We start from the raw sequence: 14,650 nt of genomic DNA on the forward strand, positions 1-14,650 counted from the left end.
AACAGAGCGGACCGGTGACGAACCACCAAAAGGCGTACGACCAGCGGCCGGACCGACCGGCGCGCAGGTTTGGCCAGGGGGGCGGTGGGGACCCGGGGAGGCATGGCAGGAGCAGCAGCGGAACAGCGCCGGCTCGCCACCGTCGTGGAGAGCTGGCTCGGACGCCCGGTCCTGATCGTCGGTGACGCCATGTTGGACGAATGGCGGTTCGCCGAGTCCGATCGGCTCTGCCGGGAGGCACCAGCTCCGGTCCTGACCCTGCGCAGACGGATCTCCGCAGCCGGTGGTGCCGCGAACACCGCTGTCAACGTCGCCGCGCTGGGCGGCCGGGCGGTGCTGGTGGCACCGGTCGGCGCCGACGTGGCCGGCGACGAACTGCACGACTGTCTGGACCGCGCCGGCGTCTGGGACCGCACCGTCAACCAGCCGGGACGGCCCACCCCGGTCAAGCGGCGGATGCTGGCCGGTAACCAGATCCTGCTGCGCGAGGACTCCGGCGACCCGGACGACGCCCTCGACCAGGAGGGCGTGAGCCGGCTGCTCACCGCGCTGGCCTGCGCCACCGAGGAGCTGCGCGCCGCCGCCGGCGGGGAGGCGCCCACCCTGGTGGTCTGCGACTACGGCCTGGGTGCGCTGCCCGCGCCGGTCCGCGCGTGGCTGGTCGAGCAACGCGAGCGGTACGCCACCGTCGCGCTGGACGCCCACGACCTGGCCGACTGGCGGGGGCTCGCCCCGACAGTCGTCACTCCCAGCTTCGCCGAGGCGACCCGCCTGCTGGCCCGCGCCGGCGGTACGACCCGACCGACGGGCGGGACCGACCTGCACCTGGAGCACCCGGACCACGACAGGGCCGACGGTCCCTCCGAGATGACAGCGGGCTCGGCACCGGGCGCGGTACGCGCCGACGCCGACCGTCCCGGGCCGGTCGGCGAGCCGGTCCCGGCCGAGGGCCGGGTGGCGCTCACCGGCGACGGGCTCAGCGTCACCGGCACCGGCGTCACGGTGAACACCCGGGCCGGGGAGGGCGTCGACCGGGCCGTCCTGGCCGAGTCACGGCTGGCCGAGTTGCGCGCGCACACCGGCGCGGACGTGGTCGCGGTGACCCTGGACACCGAGGGCGCTGTCGTCGGCGGTGCCGACGGGGCACCACGGCGCAGCCACAGCACCCCGGTGCCGGCCAGTCACGCCGTGGGCGCCGGGGACGCGTACCTGGCGGCGATGACGTTGGCCCTGGCCGCCGACGCGCCGCTGCCCACCGCCGCCCAGCTCGCCCAGTTGGCGGCCACGATCACCGTCTCCGACACCGGCACCTGCGTGTGCCGACGGGAGGACCTGCTCACCGCGCTCGACCAACCGACCGGGAGCACGGACCGCTCGGCGCTGGTCGGCACCGACGAGTTGGACGCGATCGTCGCCGAGTACCGCGAGGCGGGACGGTCGGTGGTGTTCACCAACGGCTGCTTCGACGTGCTGCACCGCGGCCACGTGCGCTACCTGGAACAGGCCCGCGCCCTGGGCGACCTGCTGATCGTGGCGGTCAACTCGGACGGCAGCGTACGACGGTTGAAGGGCCCGGACCGCCCGGTCAACCCGGTCGAGGACCGGGGTGCCCTGCTCGCCGCGCTGGCCTGTGTGGACCACGTGGTGGTCTTCGAGGAGGACTCGCCCGCCGCGCTGATCGAGGCGGTCCGGCCGGACGTCTACGTCAAGGGCGGTGACTACCCGCCGGAGCTGGTCCCGGAGGGCCCGCTGGTGCGTCGCCTGGGCGGACAGGTGCGCACCCTCGGGTACGTGCCGGACCGGTCCACCTCCGCGATCATCGAACGGATCCGGACACACAGTCAGGACCCGGCTCCGCGCGCCTCGGACCACACGCCCGACGAGTCGCTTCGCACCCGCACCCAGGCGTCGTGAACCGCCCTCTCGACCTCGGCGATCCGGAGGAGTTCCGCACCGACCGGCTGCTCGACGTGCTGATCCCGACCCGGAACCGGCCCGCCGAACTGGCTGTCACCCTGGCCGGGCTCGCCGCCCAGGACGGGGTACCCGGCTTCGGGGTAATGGTCAGCGACCAGTCCGACGGGGATCCCGCGTACGCGCACCCCGCCGCGGCCACCATGGTCCGGGCGCTGCGCCACCGGGGTCACCCGGTGCTGTTGACCCGTCGGCTGCCCCGCCGGGGGTTGGCCGAACATCGGGCGTACCTGCTCGCCGCCTCGACCGCCCGGTACGTCCTCAACCTCGACGACGACATCTGGTTGGAGCCGGGGGCGGTGCACCGGCTGGTCACGGCGATCGGTGAGCTGGGCTGCGGGTTCGTCGGCAACGGCGTGCACGGGCTGTCGTACGCCGACGACGTGCGGCCGGAGGCGCACGGGCACTACGAGGAGTGGACCGGTCCACCGACGCCGGAACGGATCCGCCCGGACACCCCGGAGTGGAACCGCGCCCGGATCCACTCGGCGGCCAACCTGCTGCACGTCACCGAGCGGTTGGCGCTGCCGCCGGGCGCGTGGCGGGCGTACAAGGTGTCCTGGATCGGCGGGTGTGTGCTCTACGACCGGGCCAAACTCGTCGACGTCGGCGGTTTCGACTTCTGGCGTCGGGTGCAGGAGAAGCACCAGGGCGAGGACGTGGCCGCCCAGCTCGCGGTGCTGGCCCGGTACGGCGGGGCGGGCATCCTGCCCAGCGGCGCGTACCACCTGGAGTCTCCGACCACCGTCACCGACCGGGACGTCGAGGCGTGGGAGGTGGTCCTCGCCGAGGAGGACACCCCCCAACCGGCCTGACCGCCGTCACTCGGCGCTGAGCAGCTCCCGGGCCGCTTCGAGCACCTCGACCACGGGCACGTCCGCCACGAACGAGTCCCGGTGTGGGCACTCGCCGTCGCCGGGGCGGTGCGGGTAGATGCCGGGCGTGCAGTCCACCCCGCAGACCGGGCAGTGCACAGTCCAGGAACAGATCGGCCGGTGCCGGCCCCGCAACGGGTTCGCCGTGTTGATCAGGTTGCCGACCCAGAAGATGCCCACAGTGGACGTGCCCACCGCAGCGGCCACGTGCAACGGGCCGGTGTCGTTGGACACGACCAACGCGCAGTCGGCGTAGCAGCCCAGCAACCCGCCGAGGCTGAGCGTCCCGACCTGCGGCCGGACCGGAACCCCGGCCGCTGCGACGACCCGGTCCACCACGTCCTGCTCGGAGGACGTACCGGTGACCAGCACCTCGTAGCCGTCACCGTGCAGCTCACGGGCCACCTCGGCGAAGCGCTCGGCAGGCCAGCGGCGGCGGGTGTCGCTGGCTCCGGGGTGCAGTGCCACCCGGGGGCGGTTGGCCGGCCCGAGCACCTGCGCCGCTTCGGCCCGGTCGGCGTCGGTCACGGTCAGCGTCGGGGTGACGGTGGTTGCCGGCGCCCCGACCAGCGCCACCACCTCCAGGTAACGGATCACCTCGTGCTGGTAGTAGACGTAGCGGAGCCACCGGTCCAGCGGCGGCGCGTCCTCGGCGCGTAGGCCGACCGTCACCCGGGCACCCAGTCGACTCATCAGCGGGTTCGAGTTGGCGCCGCCACCGTGGATCTGCACCGCCAGGTCGAACCCCTCACCGGAGGCAGCGGCGACGAAGTCGTCCATCGACGACTCCGGCTCACCCGGGTCGGGCGTACGGATGCCGGGTGCCGGCGGCACCACCAGCACCCGGTCCACCGGGCCCGGCCGGTCGCGCCAGAGCTTCGCGTGCCACGGCGCGCCGAGCAACACGATCTCCGCCGAGGGGTACGCGGCGCGCAGCGCGTCCAGCGCCGGCAGGACGAACACGAAGTCGCCCAGGGCGTTGGCGCGGAGCACGGCGATCCGCCGCACGTCGGGTAGGGGCTCGGCGGTCGGGCCGAGCACGGACGGGGTGACCACGCAGCCCGCTACTGCCGGTCGATCTCGCCGACGGTGTCCGGGCGGTGCAACTCCCGGTCCGCGGCGGGATCGGCAGGCATCGGCGTACCCGTGGAGCCGGAGCGCGGCCCGGTGCGACCGACGGTGATGGTGCGCGGCGCGGGCCGGGTCGCCCGGGGCAGCCGGACCCGGAGCAGGCCGTGGTCCATGACCGCGTCGATGGCGTCCGGGTCGACCCGGGCCGGCAGGTTGACGCGATATTCGAAACCGCGGGTCTCGAAACCGCCGGGGATGCCCTGGTCGGCGTTGACCTCGGCCTCGGAACGGGCGCGCACGCACAGCTCGCGGTCGTCCAGCTCGACCGCCACCTCCTCCGGGGCAACCCCGGGCAGCCGGACGACGACCTCCCAGCCGTCCGAGGTCTCGGTCAGCTCGACGTCGGATCCACCGGCCCGGCCGCCGACCAGGCGGCTCAGCTCGGCGCGCAGCGACTGCAACTCGCCCATCGGATCCCAGCCCTGCTGCCGGCCGCCTCGCCAACCCCGGCCGAAGCCGCCGGTCTGCTGCTCGCTCATCACCCGTCTCCGATCCGCTGAGCGGCCGCGGGCGGCCGTAGTGAACTGGGCGCGTCCAGGTTGGCGTCGCGGTCGACACCGACACCGAGCCGGTCGACCAGTTCGCCGCCGAGCCAGGCGCTGACGCCGAGGATCGCCACGGCGACCACCTCGATGGCGATCAGCGCACCGCCGGCGGCCCGGGAGTCGGCGTTGAGGCGGACCGCCCACACGGCCGCGAAGAGCAGGACCACCGCGACGTTGGCGGCGGCGTGCAGCAGTCCCACCCGCTTGGCACGGGTGCCGGTCGGGATCGCCAGCAGGTCGAACGAGCCGGCCGCAGCGGCGAGCAGGCCGCCGATCAGACCCACAGTGATGTTCCAGTAGGCGACCTCGCCCAGGAAGTCGGGACCACCGACGGTGTCGACGACGTCGAACAGCACGGCCGTGACCAGCAGCGCGACCGGGAACGTGATCAGCATCGGATGGACTGGGTGCCCCAGCACCTTCAGTCGGCTCTCCATCTCCCGGCCTCCACTGGTCGGCGTCCTGCGGAACGGTCTCGTCGTGGCGGGCGCTCAGGTCAGGCCCTACCCCCGACAACCGGGCACAAACCTCGTGCTCGTCCGGGCGGCCTAGGCTGACGAACGGTGCCACCCGCCAACGGGTCAACGCCTGAGGGAGGAGCAACGTGACGGTGGAGATCACTTCCCACGAGGAGTTGCGCGACCTGCTCGGTACGCCGAACGCACGGGCCGCCGACAAGGAACGGCAGCGCCTGCACGAACGGGACCGCGAATGGCTCACCGCCTCCCCGTTCTGCCTGGTGGCCACGGCCGGCGCGGACGGCAGCTGCGACGTCTCCCCGAAGGGCGACCCGGCGGGCTTCGCCCTGGTGCTGGACGACACGACCATCGCGCTGCCCGAACGGCCGGGCAACAAGCGGGCCGACGGCTACCACAACATCATCGACAACCCGCACGTCGGGCTGCTCTTCATGATCCCGGGGCGGACCGACACGCTGCGGATCAACGGGAGGGCCCGCCTGGTCGGCGACGCGCCGTGGTTCGACGACATGGTGGTCAAGGGGCACCGGCCGGTGCTCGCCGTGGTGGTGGAGATCGAGCAGATCTTCTACCACTGCGCGAAGGCGTTCCTGCGATCTTCGCTGTGGAAGCCGGACACCTGGCAGCCCGACCTGCTGCCGTCCCGCGCACGCCTGATCAAGGAGGTGGAGGCGCCGGCGGAGAGCCTCGAAGACCTGGAACGGCACTACGGCCCGGAGTACGCCAAGAAGATCTACGTCTGATCGCCCGGCCAGGTCAGGCCGACCAACCGGCGCGGTTGCCGAACGACTCCCGGGAGATGCCGGAGCCGGTCTCTGGCCACGAACCGAACCGGTCGTTGTGCAGATGGGCGAAGAAGTAACACATGCTCTCGCAGTCGGCGTCCAGCAGGGCCATGGCGGGATTGGCGCGCACCGCCTCGTAGTACGCCTGGCCGAGCGCGACGATGAACCCGCGGCAGTAGAGGAAGCCGTCGTCCGACCCGTCGGTCACCTCGTGGATGTCCTCCCGATCGATGTCGTACAGCTTGCGCTCCACCACCCGGTCGAGGTCGGTCAACTCCGGCCCGGTCAGCTCGGCGCACAGGTGCCTGAGCCGGTCCAGGAACCGGTCCAGCCAGTCGTCGATCGCGTAGGACGGGCCGTCATCGTCGCTGTCGTCGCCGGCCGGGTCGCGTTCGACGAGGGCCTGCCGGAGCGCGGCAGGCTCCGCGCCCAACTCGGCCCAGGCCGACTCGATGAGCGCCCACAGTCGGGCTTCGTGGGCGGGGGTGGGCAACATGCCAGGGGCATCGGTGGTCGCGGTCACCGACGGACCATATCCATAACCACCGACGCTTTCACGAACCCGAACCGGCTGCGACGTCCACAGGCGACCGTTGGGATCGGCGAAGATCCCGCGTACCCCCAGGTTGTGCCGTCGACTCGGTGACCACGTCGGTGCCGGCGGCGACCTGCCGAGCCACCATAAGCCGTGGCAGCGTGCACCACCGCTCCTTCATGCTGTGCGGCACCAGCGCAGCCGGAAGGAGCACGCGCATGCGGAAGATCCCGACCCTGTTCCGACGTGACCCGGAGGACCTGCGCCGGGTGACGTCAGAGGTCCACCCGGACTGCCGGTGGGTGCTCGACGGCGAGGGAGTCGCCACCCGCAAGTACGACGGCACCTGCGTCAGGTACGACGGCGAACGCTGGTGGGCCCGGCGTGAGGTCAAGCCGGGCAGGGCCACGCCGCCGGGGTACCAGCCGGTCATGACCGACGACGTGACCGGCAAGACCGTCGGCTGGGAGCCGATCGAGCAGTCCGCCTTCGCCACGTTCCACGCTGAGGCCCTCGGCGCGATCGTCGACCAGTTCAGCGGCCCACAGCCCGGCGCCACCTACGAGCTGGTCGGGCCGAAGGTGAACGGCAACCCGGAGAAGGCCACCGGCCATCAGCTCGTCCGCCACGGCTTCTGCGCCCCCGGGGACGACGAGGAACTGCGCAGAGCACCGCTGGACCCCGACGGGCTGCGTGAATGGCTGCTGGGCCACCCGGGCTGGGAGGGCGTCGTCTGTCACCACCCGGACGGCCGGATGGCGAAGCTCAAGCGTCGCGACTTCCCGGCGGGGTCCGGGCCTTTCGTTGCTCGGGCCAGCTGAGGCATGAGCGTCGACGACTGGGTGTCGGACACCCGCACCTCCTACGACACTGTCGCGGTCAGTTACGCGCACCTGTTACGCGACCTCCTGGCACAGGCACCGTACGAACGGGCGGCTCTGGCGTTGTTCGCCGAACTCGTCGACACGGCCGGAGGCGGGCCGGTCGCCGACGTGGGCTGCGGAACCGGGCGCATCACCGCCCACCTGCACACGCTCGGCGTCGACGCCTTCGGCGTCGACCTCTCACCCGGGATGATCGCGGTGGCCCGCCGTGATCATCCCGGCCTGCGGTTCGAGGTCGGCTCGATGGCCGACCTCGACCTGGCCGACGGGTCGGTCACCGGCCTGATCGCCTGGTACTCACTCATCCACATCCCGGACGACCAGCTCGGCGCGGTGCTCGCGCACTTCCGCAGGGTGCTGCGTCCCGGTGGTCCGCTGCTGCTCGGCTTCCACGTGGGCGACGGGACGACCCGCAAGACGGAGGGCTACGGCGGTCACCCGATGACGGTCGACGTGCACCGTCGCCAGCCCGACCAGATGGCGGCCCGGTTGCGGACAAGCGGCTTCCGGGTCGAGTCGCAGACGACCCTCACCTCACCCGAGAGCAAACTGGGAGGGATCATCTTCGGGCGGCGCGAACCCTGAGCCGGGCAGCGGGTTGCCGCCCCGATCGGCTCGTCAGGCACCACTGCGGGCGGGCCCAGGCACCCGACCGACACGCCGGCCAAGCTGACGCCTCGGAGTGAAGGCGGGGTCGCGCTCAGTGGTTGACCTGTGGCATGGTGCGGACGTGAGCGAGACGGGGCAGTCAGATCGGGTGACGGCGGTGCCGGCGAAGCTGGATCAGTGGCATGACTTCCGCAAGAGCGTGGCGCTGGTGTCGATGGTGCTGTTCTTCTTCTGCGTGGTCGGTCTGGGCTTCCTCGTCTATCAGCTAGCGGCTTCCGGCGACGACGGGACGTTCAGCATCTGGTCCCTCGCCCGCTTCCTGTCGGTGGGGGTCCCTCTCGGCGCAGCCGCCGTGGCGGGCCTTGGTGTCTACCGCGCCTCCACCGACACGGAGTCGAAACGACGCGGCCGGATCATGGCTCTCGCGCTGCTTGCCGCCGCGATCCTGCTCGTCGTCACCGGCATCATCGGGGACCGCCTGTCATGAGTTTCTTCGTCGAACCTGCCGCCCTGGAACGCGGCGCCGACCAGCTGAACGAAGCGCACCTTGACGCGCAGGCCGCGCGCGCATACATCCTCAAGCACACCGACATGCCGTGGGACGACCAAGGGCTGCTCAACGAAGCATGGCCCGCGCACCGGAAGCTCGTCGACGAGATGACCAAGCGGCTGACGCACCTGATCGAGCTGCTCGGCAAGTCCCGTGACGCGCTCCAGGCCACCGCCGACCAGTACCGACGCACCGACAGCCGCAGCGCGGCCCGACTCGACGCCACCTACCCGACGGCCGACCGCAACGGCTACGAGCTCCCCAGCGGGCGCCCGTTGGGCGGCAACCTGCCATGAGAGAGCCGACAGCCTTCCTCGTCGAACCTGGGCAGCCCGACGCCTCAATGACCAAGGGCTTCGCCAACCCCATCGGAATCCTCGACGCACTGTCCATCTCCCACTGGGTCAACCAGATCATCAAGGACATCGCCGGCTACGACGTCATCGGCACCATCAGTAGCGCCTTTGTCGGAGACTGGGAAAGCTTCTACAAGGCCGGCGACGCCTACGGCAACCTCGGCCAGAGCCTGCAAGCCCTCGGCCAGAACGTCAGCCTGACCGCCTCCCAACTCGACCAACAGTGGGACGGCCACGCCGCCGACGCCGCGTTCGTCTACCTCCGCCAACTCGGCATGGCAGCGGTAGAACAGAACATCGTCCTGACCCAGATCGAGGAGAAGTACCACGAAGCCGGACGCGCCATCTGGCTCCTGGCAGACATGATCGGCGGCCTCATCAAGATGATGATCGACAAGGCCATCATCATCGGCGTCAGCGCCGCCGCCGGCACCGCGCTCATCGAAACAGGCGTCGGCGCAGTCGCCGGCTACGGCATCGCCGCCTGGCAAGCCCTCGAACTGGTCAAGAAAGTCAACGACGCCGCGTTGAAGATCCAAGCCGGCGGCACCCTCATCATGGGCTTCTTCAGCTTCATCAAGACCCTCGCCGAGCAGGGCGGCGAGCTGTCTCAATTCCCCCTGCCCGACCGCCCCTACACCAGCCCGGTGCGCCATGAGCCAGCCTGAATCGCATCCAGAGCGACAGTTCCTCGACCTGACCGAAGGTGATCAGGGCCTCGCCAAACTCCTCCACGCGGGCCTCACCCGCCTGCGCGACGGCGTAGCCGGCGACGACCTGCAGGAGATGGCCCGCGACGTCCTCGCCGGCCACACCGACCTCCGTCACGTCGCTGCCACCGACGCCTACGGCGGCGCGCTACTCAACCACTACCAGGACTTCCGGCAGTGGGAGCGAACCACCGACCCAGAGGAACTCCAACGCCTGGTCGACCAGACGGCTCACCTCACCGCGGACTTGAACTCTTCCGACGGCTAGCAGCGCCGACCGTGCCCACCACGTGCAGGTGAAACGGAACCTGGACCGGCTCGCACGTGACCTGCGGCAACCTGGTCGGCACGCAGGTCGCGCCTTCTCTGGGTGCCGTCGCTGATGGCTGATCGCCGACCTCTGACGGCACCTCGGGCCCCGTGCGGGCCCCGACCGGGGGGCACCGCAACCGCCGCCCCGGTGCGCTGTGGTCCGGTGAGTAGGCTGGCTGCCCGCTTGGCCGCCCGCCCTGGCGACGGACGGCAAAAGGCCCAGGTCATGATCGGCGATCAAGCCGTTGACCTGGGCCTTTCCATGGAGCCGCCTGACGGAATCGAACCGTCGACCTACGCATTACGAGTGCGTCGCTCTAGCCGACTGAGCTAAGGCGGCAACGATCAGCAAGTGTACGGCACGCCCCGACCCACCACCGAACCGGATACCTCCGCCCACCTATGAGCACCAAGCGGACATCTGGTCGTTTGCCGGACAGCAGATGATTCACGGCGGGACTACGCTGCGGCGGGTGAGCGACGAACGCGACCATCCCGGCCACCCGCACGACGCCACCGAACGCCCTGATCCGGTGCCGACCGAACGCGCCGCCCACCGGCCGAGCAGCACCGACCCGCTTGAGCTGGGCTTCACGCCCCGCAAGCCGGTGCCGTGGCTGGCACCGTTCCTGCTGATCAGCACCGGCATCCGCACGCTGCTGGCGGTGCTGTTCGGGGCGTACCTGGACAAGCGCGAGTTGCAGAACGCGTTCGACGACGGCGTCTTCCGCCAGGTGGGGCCGGACGGCGGGCTGTGGCTGGACTACGTGGCGGACCTGGGCGACGGCTTCAACGCCACCTACTCGGTGGCGTACCTGCTGGCGCAGCCCGAGCTGACGGTGGACGGGCACCGGCTGCCCCGGGCGCAGACACTGGTCATGGGTGGTGACCAGGTGTACCCGTCGGCGGCCTACGCCTCGTACGAGGACCGGTGCAAGGGGCCCTACCAGGCCGCGCTGCCGGTGTCGCCGCCGGAGAAGCCCACGCTCTTCGCGGTGCCGGGCAACCACGACTGGTACGACGGTCTGACCGCGTTCCTGCGGTTGTTCGTCCGCTCCCGGGACCGGAACTTCGCCGGGTGGCGCACCGGCCAGTCGCGGTCGTACTTCGCGGTCGAGCTGGCGGCGGGCTGGTGGCTTCTCGGTGTGGACGACCAGTCCGGCTCGTACCTGGACGACCCGCAGTTGGCCTACTTCGACGAGGTGGCCCGCCGACTCGGCCCGGAGTCGAAGGTGATCATCGCAGCGCCGGCGCCGACCTGGGTCAAGGCGGCCGACAGCCCGACGGCGTACGACTCGATCGACTACTTCATCCGGACGATCATCGATCCGACCGGGGCGCGGGTGCGGTTGCTGATCTCCGGCGACCTGCACCACTACGCCCGCTACTCCGGGCCGGACCGGCAACTGATCACGTGCGGTGGGGGCGGCGCATACCTCTACCCCACCCACAAGCTGCCCGAGCACATCGAGGTGCCACCGCGCGACACCCTGGCGCGCCGGGCCAGCTCCTCCCAGCCGTACGACCTGGTGGCCCGCTATCCGGACGCGGCCCGCTCCCGTCGCTACGGCTGGGGCATCCTCCCGCGGCTGCCGTTCCGCAATCCGGGCTTCACCACCCTGCTCGGCATCCTGCACACCCTGCTGATGCTGGCCATGGCGGGCGCGACGGCGAACTGGGCGGACAGCACGGGTCAGCGGCTGTTCAGCGTCCCACTGGTGGTGATGGTGCTCGTGACGGTGCTGGCGGCGATCCTCTTCGCCAAGCCGCCGAGCGCGGGCGGCAAGCGGCACGTACGGCACGGGATTCTCGGCGTCAGCCACGGCGTGGCGCAGGTGGCCCTCGCGGCGGCCGGCACCTGGGCGTGGTTGGCCCTGCCGTTCTACGACTGGCCGTGGCCGCTGCCGGCGGTCGCCGCGGCGGTGCTCTACGGTCCGGTGATCGGCCTGGTGGCCAGCCAGTTGGTGGCCGCGTACCTGCTGGTGGCGGGCTCGTTCGGGGTGAACGTCAACGAACTCTTCGCCGGTCAGGGCATCGAGGACTCGAAGGTGTTCCTGCGGTTGCGCATCGACCCGGACGGCACGCTGACGATCTTCCCGATCGCCGTGGACCGGGTGTCCCGGGACTGGCAGGTGAACCCGGACCAGTCCCCCACCGCAAGTTGGCTGACCCCGAAGACCACCCTGGCCCCCCGCCTGGCGGAACCCCCCACGGTCCTGTCCTGACCCGCCGAGCGCAGGTGATCAAGAGGTTTGCGTCAGGAATCGCGCCGGACATGACGCAAACCTCTTGATCACCGCCGCCGGGGGCGGGCGGGGGGTTAGGGCTTGTAGTGCTGGTCGTGGGCTTGGCGGGGGGCGCAGACGGAGGCGCGGGAGCAGGAGCAGCGGGAGCCGTCGGCGTCGAGGCGGACCGTCACCGCGTCGCGGGGGACGCTGTGGCCGACCACCCGGCCGTCGCCCTCGGGCGTGGAGACCCGGCTGCCGACCGCCGGGGCCGTCTCCTGGAAGCGCTGGTACAGCGGATGTTCGTACTTCAGGCAGCACATCAGCCGGCCGCACGCACCGGAGATGCGCAGCGGATTCAGCGGCAGGTCCTGGTCCTTCGCCATCCGGATGGTCACCGGCTCGAAGTCGGTCAGGAAGGTGGCGCAGCACAGGTCCCGACCGCAGGAGCCGATGCCGCCCTGCACGCGCGCCGAGTCACGGGCGGAGAGCTGACGCAGCTCGACCCGGCAGTGCAGGGTGGCGCCCAGGTCGCGGACCAGGGAGCGGAAGTCCACCCGGTGCGGTGCGGTGAAGTACACGGTGCTGCGCTCGCCGCCGCCCTCGGCGGAGCTGAGCACGTGGTCGACGGCCACCACCTTCATCGGCAGGCCGTGCGAGCGGATGAGCCGCTTCGCGGCCACCTTGGCCTCGGCCTTACGGCGACGCAGCGCCTCGTCCCGCCGCAGGTCGTCGTCGGCGGCCAGCCCCAGCAACCGGGGGAAACCGTCAGTCTCCTCGGTCACCCACTGCGCGGCCCACACACACTCCGCCACCTCGGGCCCGTCGTCGGTGGGCACCAGCACCTTGTCGCCGACCTGCGGGCGCAACTCACCGGGATCGAGATAGTAGAGGCGCCCGTACCGGTTGAAGCTGACCGCGCAGAGCATGCCCATCCCCCCACCCTACGACGCCTTCGCGCCGGAGAGCACCTCGGTCGATGACGACACCCCATCCATGACCGTCGAATCGACCTATTGCCGGACGGCCCGTCGTGCCGTTGCCCCTCGCCCGGACGGTTGAATCCGGGCCCAGGCAGGAGACAAGACGCACCCGACAGCGTTGAGTGAAGGCATACCTGCGGGGGGTGCAGGGGGGAAGACCACGGCGTCGCCGGGGAGCCGACTCAGGTCAGCGCCCGTGGGCGACGCCGTGGTCTGTCCGGGACCGGTGCGGCAGCGGTCGGAGAACCGGGGGCCGGCTACCAGCCGACCCGGGTGGGCTGGTCGTAGTGGGGGCGCCCCTGCACCGGCGGCCGCCACGTCGCCTCGGCGAGGCTCGGCGCCCACTGACGCAGCAGTGTCTCCGCACCGTCGTACGCCACGCAGAGCACCGCCAGCACCCGTGCGGCGATCTCGGCCGCGTCGGCCACGCCGGGGCCGACCGGCCCGGGCCGCGGCGACGCACCGCTGGCGGTGGCGGCGACCACGGCCACCGCTTCCGCGGAGCGCAGCACATCGGCCAGTGTCCGGGCCAGCGCGAGTCGGCTGCCCTCCACCCAGTCGGCGAGAGCGTCGGCGTAGCCGGCTGTGGATTCGAGCCGGCCGACGAGGCTGTCCGGCCCCTCGTCGAGGTGGTGCAGCAGTGCCGCCCGCTGCTGCCCGTACGCCGTGGCGGCCGGGCCGGACCAGAGCGCCGCGTCGGTGAGCGCGGCGGAGACGTCGTCGTACCCCCGGACGAGCCGGCGCACCGCGTGCCCGGCGTCGGCGAGCGGCGCGGGGTGCAGGTCGAGGAAGCCGCGAACCGCGTCGCCCGGCAGCACCTGCATCCGACGCAGCAACGGCCATACCCGGTGCCCCTCCGGGACTCCCGCCGCGATGAGGGAGTCCACCCGGCGCAGCAGGTCGAGGCCGGGCTCGGCGAGCCGGTCCAGGGCGTCCATCACAGCTCTCCGGCGAGCCGGCGGCGGGCGGCCCGGTCGACGTCGGCATAGCGGTCGGCCGCCTCCCGTACCGCCGCGGCGGCGGCGGCCAGTCGACCGGCGGCGGCGTGGGCCTCTCGGGCCCGGTCGTCGGTGGCGGTGGCCCACTGCCGGTGCAACGCACGACCGATCTCGCCGGGCCGACCCGGGGCGTCGGCACCGAACGCGGCCTGGGGCGGGTCGGTGGCGGTGACGGTGTGCGAGACGGCGGTGAGCGTGGCGCTCGCCTCGTCCAGTCGGGCAGAGAGCGCGCGCAGTGTGTCCATCTCAGGCTCCCGCGAGCGGTCGGTAGGCGGCGAACGTCTCGTTGTGCAGCTTTTCCCGGGCCCATTCGGCGGCGTCCGCCGCCGCGGTGACCGCAGCCTGCACGGAGCCGGCCACGTCCCGAGGGCTGCGGGTGTGCAGCGGCCCGAGGAACCGGACGTCGGTGATCCGCCCACCGGCGGTGACCACCACCTCGACCAGACCGTCCGGCGACCGGACGGTCACCTCGACGGTCGACACCGCCTGGTCGAACTCGGCCTGCAGCGACTCGATGCGACGGTAGCGCCGCACCGCCTCCTCGATCCAGGCTTCGTCGATCTCCCCCCGCGGCATGGGCCGACTCCTCCCGGGTGATCCCTCACTCAGCGTGCGCTCACCGTCACCACGGCACACGGACCGTACCGCACAGCAATCGGGCCTGTCGATGCCTGTGGACAACGGTCGGAGGGGTGCGGG

18 protein-coding genes and 1 tRNA gene are annotated in these 14,650 nt (G+C 71.6%); 10 read left to right on the forward strand and 9 right to left on the reverse strand.

Translation table 11 applies throughout. From position 1 onward, the window contains the following. The first annotated feature begins 102 nt into the window (after positions 1–102). Together rfaE2 and GA0070612_RS04045 are read left to right on the forward strand one after the other, a co-directional pair. A complete protein-coding gene (gene rfaE2, locus GA0070612_RS04040) occupies positions 103–1,914 on the forward strand; it encodes a D-glycero-beta-D-manno-heptose 1-phosphate adenylyltransferase (RefSeq protein WP_088986697.1) in 1,812 nt (603 codons plus the stop codon). Further along, a complete protein-coding gene (locus GA0070612_RS04045; protein WP_088986698.1) occupies positions 1,911–2,789 on the forward strand; it encodes a glycosyltransferase family 2 protein in 879 nt (292 codons plus the stop codon). Before rfaE2 ends, GA0070612_RS04045 begins: the two co-directional genes overlap by 4 nt. A gap of 6 nt (positions 2,790–2,795) precedes the next feature. Here the strand turns inward: GA0070612_RS04045 and GA0070612_RS04050 are convergent, their stop codons facing one another. The 3 genes from GA0070612_RS04050 to GA0070612_RS04060 are packed head-to-tail and all read right to left on the reverse strand — an operon-like array spanning position 2,796 to position 4,962. Next, positions 2,796–3,905 carry a glycosyltransferase family 9 protein gene (locus GA0070612_RS04050; protein WP_088986699.1) on the reverse strand — a complete coding sequence of 370 codons (1,110 nt, stop codon included), beginning with the start codon at positions 3,903–3,905 and terminating at the stop codon, positions 2,796–2,798. An 8-nt stretch (positions 3,906–3,913) separates the two neighbouring features. Next, positions 3,914–4,459, reverse strand: coding sequence for an Hsp20/alpha crystallin family protein (locus GA0070612_RS04055; protein WP_088986700.1), 546 nt, complete (start codon positions 4,457–4,459; stop codon positions 3,914–3,916). Beyond that, positions 4,459–4,962, reverse strand: coding sequence for a DUF2231 domain-containing protein (locus GA0070612_RS04060; protein WP_088986701.1), 504 nt, complete (start codon positions 4,960–4,962; stop codon positions 4,459–4,461). Before GA0070612_RS04060 ends, GA0070612_RS04055 begins: the two co-directional genes overlap by 1 nt. A 167-nt stretch (positions 4,963–5,129) precedes the next feature. Between GA0070612_RS04060 and GA0070612_RS04065 the strand changes: the two genes are divergently transcribed. After that, on the forward strand, positions 5,130–5,747 hold the full coding sequence (locus GA0070612_RS04065; RefSeq protein WP_088986702.1) for a pyridoxamine 5'-phosphate oxidase family protein: 618 nt from the start codon (positions 5,130–5,132) through the stop codon (positions 5,745–5,747). A gap of 13 nt (positions 5,748–5,760) precedes the next feature. On the opposite strand, the gene GA0070612_RS04070 is transcribed toward GA0070612_RS04065, so the two are convergent. After that, positions 5,761–6,312 (reverse strand): DUF4240 domain-containing protein, encoded by a 552-nt coding sequence (locus tag GA0070612_RS04070; protein ID WP_231924463.1) that lies wholly within the window; start codon positions 6,310–6,312, stop codon positions 5,761–5,763. A gap of 230 nt (positions 6,313–6,542) precedes the next feature. Here GA0070612_RS04070 and GA0070612_RS04075 point away from each other — a divergent pair, with 230 nt between their 5' ends. The 6 genes from GA0070612_RS04075 (at position 6,543) to GA0070612_RS04100 (ending at position 9,701) form a co-directional block, all read left to right on the forward strand. Then, positions 6,543–7,145 carry a hypothetical protein gene (locus GA0070612_RS04075; RefSeq protein WP_088986703.1) on the forward strand — a complete coding sequence of 201 codons (603 nt, stop codon included), beginning with the start codon at positions 6,543–6,545 and terminating at the stop codon, positions 7,143–7,145. A 3-nt stretch (positions 7,146–7,148) separates the two neighbouring features. Beyond that, positions 7,149–7,793, forward strand: a complete 645-nt coding sequence (locus GA0070612_RS04080; RefSeq protein WP_088986704.1) for a class I SAM-dependent DNA methyltransferase — start codon at positions 7,149–7,151, stop codon at positions 7,791–7,793. A gap of 145 nt (positions 7,794–7,938) precedes the next feature. Next, on the forward strand, positions 7,939–8,304 hold the full coding sequence (locus GA0070612_RS04085; protein ID WP_231924464.1) for a hypothetical protein: 366 nt from the start codon (positions 7,939–7,941) through the stop codon (positions 8,302–8,304). Continuing rightward, on the forward strand, positions 8,301–8,663 hold the full coding sequence (locus tag GA0070612_RS04090) for a hypothetical protein (protein WP_088986705.1): 363 nt from the start codon (positions 8,301–8,303) through the stop codon (positions 8,661–8,663). The genes GA0070612_RS04085 and GA0070612_RS04090 overlap by 4 nt, the downstream gene beginning before the upstream one ends. After that, positions 8,660–9,391, forward strand: a complete 732-nt coding sequence (locus tag GA0070612_RS04095; RefSeq protein WP_157742421.1) for a hypothetical protein — start codon at positions 8,660–8,662, stop codon at positions 9,389–9,391. Before GA0070612_RS04090 ends, GA0070612_RS04095 begins: the two co-directional genes overlap by 4 nt. After that, positions 9,378–9,701 carry a hypothetical protein gene (locus GA0070612_RS04100; protein WP_088986707.1) on the forward strand — a complete coding sequence of 108 codons (324 nt, stop codon included), beginning with the start codon at positions 9,378–9,380 and terminating at the stop codon, positions 9,699–9,701. Before GA0070612_RS04095 ends, GA0070612_RS04100 begins: the two co-directional genes overlap by 14 nt. Positions 9,702–10,008: 307 nt before the next feature. Here the strand turns inward: GA0070612_RS04100 and GA0070612_RS04105 are convergent. Then, positions 10,009–10,085: transfer RNA gene (locus tag GA0070612_RS04105), tRNA-Thr, on the reverse strand. A 103-nt stretch (positions 10,086–10,188) separates the two neighbouring features. On the opposite strand from GA0070612_RS04105, the gene GA0070612_RS04110 reads away from it, so the two are divergent. Further along, positions 10,189–11,970: a metallophosphoesterase family protein gene (locus GA0070612_RS04110; protein WP_408630530.1), complete on the forward strand. Its 1,782-nt coding sequence runs from the start codon at positions 10,189–10,191 to the stop codon at positions 11,968–11,970. 95 nt (positions 11,971–12,065) lie between these two features. On the opposite strand, the gene GA0070612_RS04115 is transcribed toward GA0070612_RS04110, so the two are convergent. The 4 genes from GA0070612_RS04115 to GA0070612_RS04130 all read right to left on the reverse strand — a co-directional run bounded on the left by GA0070612_RS04115 (position 12,066) and on the right by GA0070612_RS04130 (position 14,527). Continuing rightward, on the reverse strand, positions 12,066–12,905 hold the full coding sequence (locus tag GA0070612_RS04115) for a PSP1 domain-containing protein (RefSeq protein ID WP_088986709.1): 840 nt from the start codon (positions 12,903–12,905) through the stop codon (positions 12,066–12,068). 305 nt (positions 12,906–13,210) lie between these two features. Next, complete coding sequence (locus GA0070612_RS04120; protein WP_088991257.1) at positions 13,211–13,891, reverse strand: hypothetical protein; 681 nt, start codon at positions 13,889–13,891, stop codon at positions 13,211–13,213. Beyond that, complete coding sequence (locus GA0070612_RS04125) at positions 13,891–14,196, reverse strand: hypothetical protein (RefSeq protein ID WP_088986710.1); 306 nt, start codon at positions 14,194–14,196, stop codon at positions 13,891–13,893. The genes GA0070612_RS04120 and GA0070612_RS04125 overlap by 1 nt, the downstream gene beginning before the upstream one ends. 1 nt (position 14,197) lies before the next feature. After that, positions 14,198–14,527: a YbaB/EbfC family nucleoid-associated protein gene (locus GA0070612_RS04130; RefSeq protein ID WP_007454690.1), complete on the reverse strand. Its 330-nt coding sequence runs from the start codon at positions 14,525–14,527 to the stop codon at positions 14,198–14,200. Positions 14,528–14,650 lie beyond the last annotated feature (123 nt).

Origin of the sequence: Micromonospora chokoriensis, from assembly GCF_900091505.1 — a bacterium.
In the GTDB taxonomy this organism is placed as follows: Bacteria; Actinomycetota; Actinomycetes; order Mycobacteriales; family Micromonosporaceae; genus Micromonospora; species Micromonospora chokoriensis.

What these genes read in the sequence shown, in the direction of transcription:
- rfaE2 (WP_088986697.1), top strand. Translation starts at nt 103, where the DNA reads ATGGCAGGAGCAGCAGCGGAACAGCGCCGGCTCGCCACCGTCGTGGAG.
- GA0070612_RS04055 (WP_088986700.1), bottom strand. Translation starts at nt 4,459, where the DNA reads ATGAGCGAGCAGCAGACCGGCGGCTTCGGCCGGGGTTGGCGAGGCGGC.
- GA0070612_RS04060 (WP_088986701.1), bottom strand. Translation starts at nt 4,962, where the DNA reads ATGGAGAGCCGACTGAAGGTGCTGGGGCACCCAGTCCATCCGATGCTG.
- GA0070612_RS04075 (WP_088986703.1), top strand. Translation starts at nt 6,543, where the DNA reads ATGCGGAAGATCCCGACCCTGTTCCGACGTGACCCGGAGGACCTGCGC.
- GA0070612_RS04080 (WP_088986704.1), top strand. Translation starts at nt 7,149, where the DNA reads ATGAGCGTCGACGACTGGGTGTCGGACACCCGCACCTCCTACGACACT.
- GA0070612_RS04090 (WP_088986705.1), top strand. Translation starts at nt 8,301, where the DNA reads ATGAGTTTCTTCGTCGAACCTGCCGCCCTGGAACGCGGCGCCGACCAG.
- GA0070612_RS04095 (WP_157742421.1), top strand. Translation starts at nt 8,660, where the DNA reads ATGAGAGAGCCGACAGCCTTCCTCGTCGAACCTGGGCAGCCCGACGCC.
- GA0070612_RS04100 (WP_088986707.1), top strand. Translation starts at nt 9,378, where the DNA reads ATGAGCCAGCCTGAATCGCATCCAGAGCGACAGTTCCTCGACCTGACC.
- GA0070612_RS04110 (WP_408630530.1), top strand. Translation starts at nt 10,189, where the DNA reads ATGATTCACGGCGGGACTACGCTGCGGCGGGTGAGCGACGAACGCGAC.
- GA0070612_RS04115 (WP_088986709.1), bottom strand. Translation starts at nt 12,905, where the DNA reads ATGGGCATGCTCTGCGCGGTCAGCTTCAACCGGTACGGGCGCCTCTAC.
- GA0070612_RS04120 (WP_088991257.1), bottom strand. Translation starts at nt 13,891, where the DNA reads ATGGACGCCCTGGACCGGCTCGCCGAGCCCGGCCTCGACCTGCTGCGC.
- GA0070612_RS04125 (WP_088986710.1), bottom strand. Translation starts at nt 14,196, where the DNA reads ATGGACACACTGCGCGCGCTCTCTGCCCGACTGGACGAGGCGAGCGCC.
- GA0070612_RS04130 (WP_007454690.1), bottom strand. Translation starts at nt 14,527, where the DNA reads ATGCCGCGGGGGGAGATCGACGAAGCCTGGATCGAGGAGGCGGTGCGG.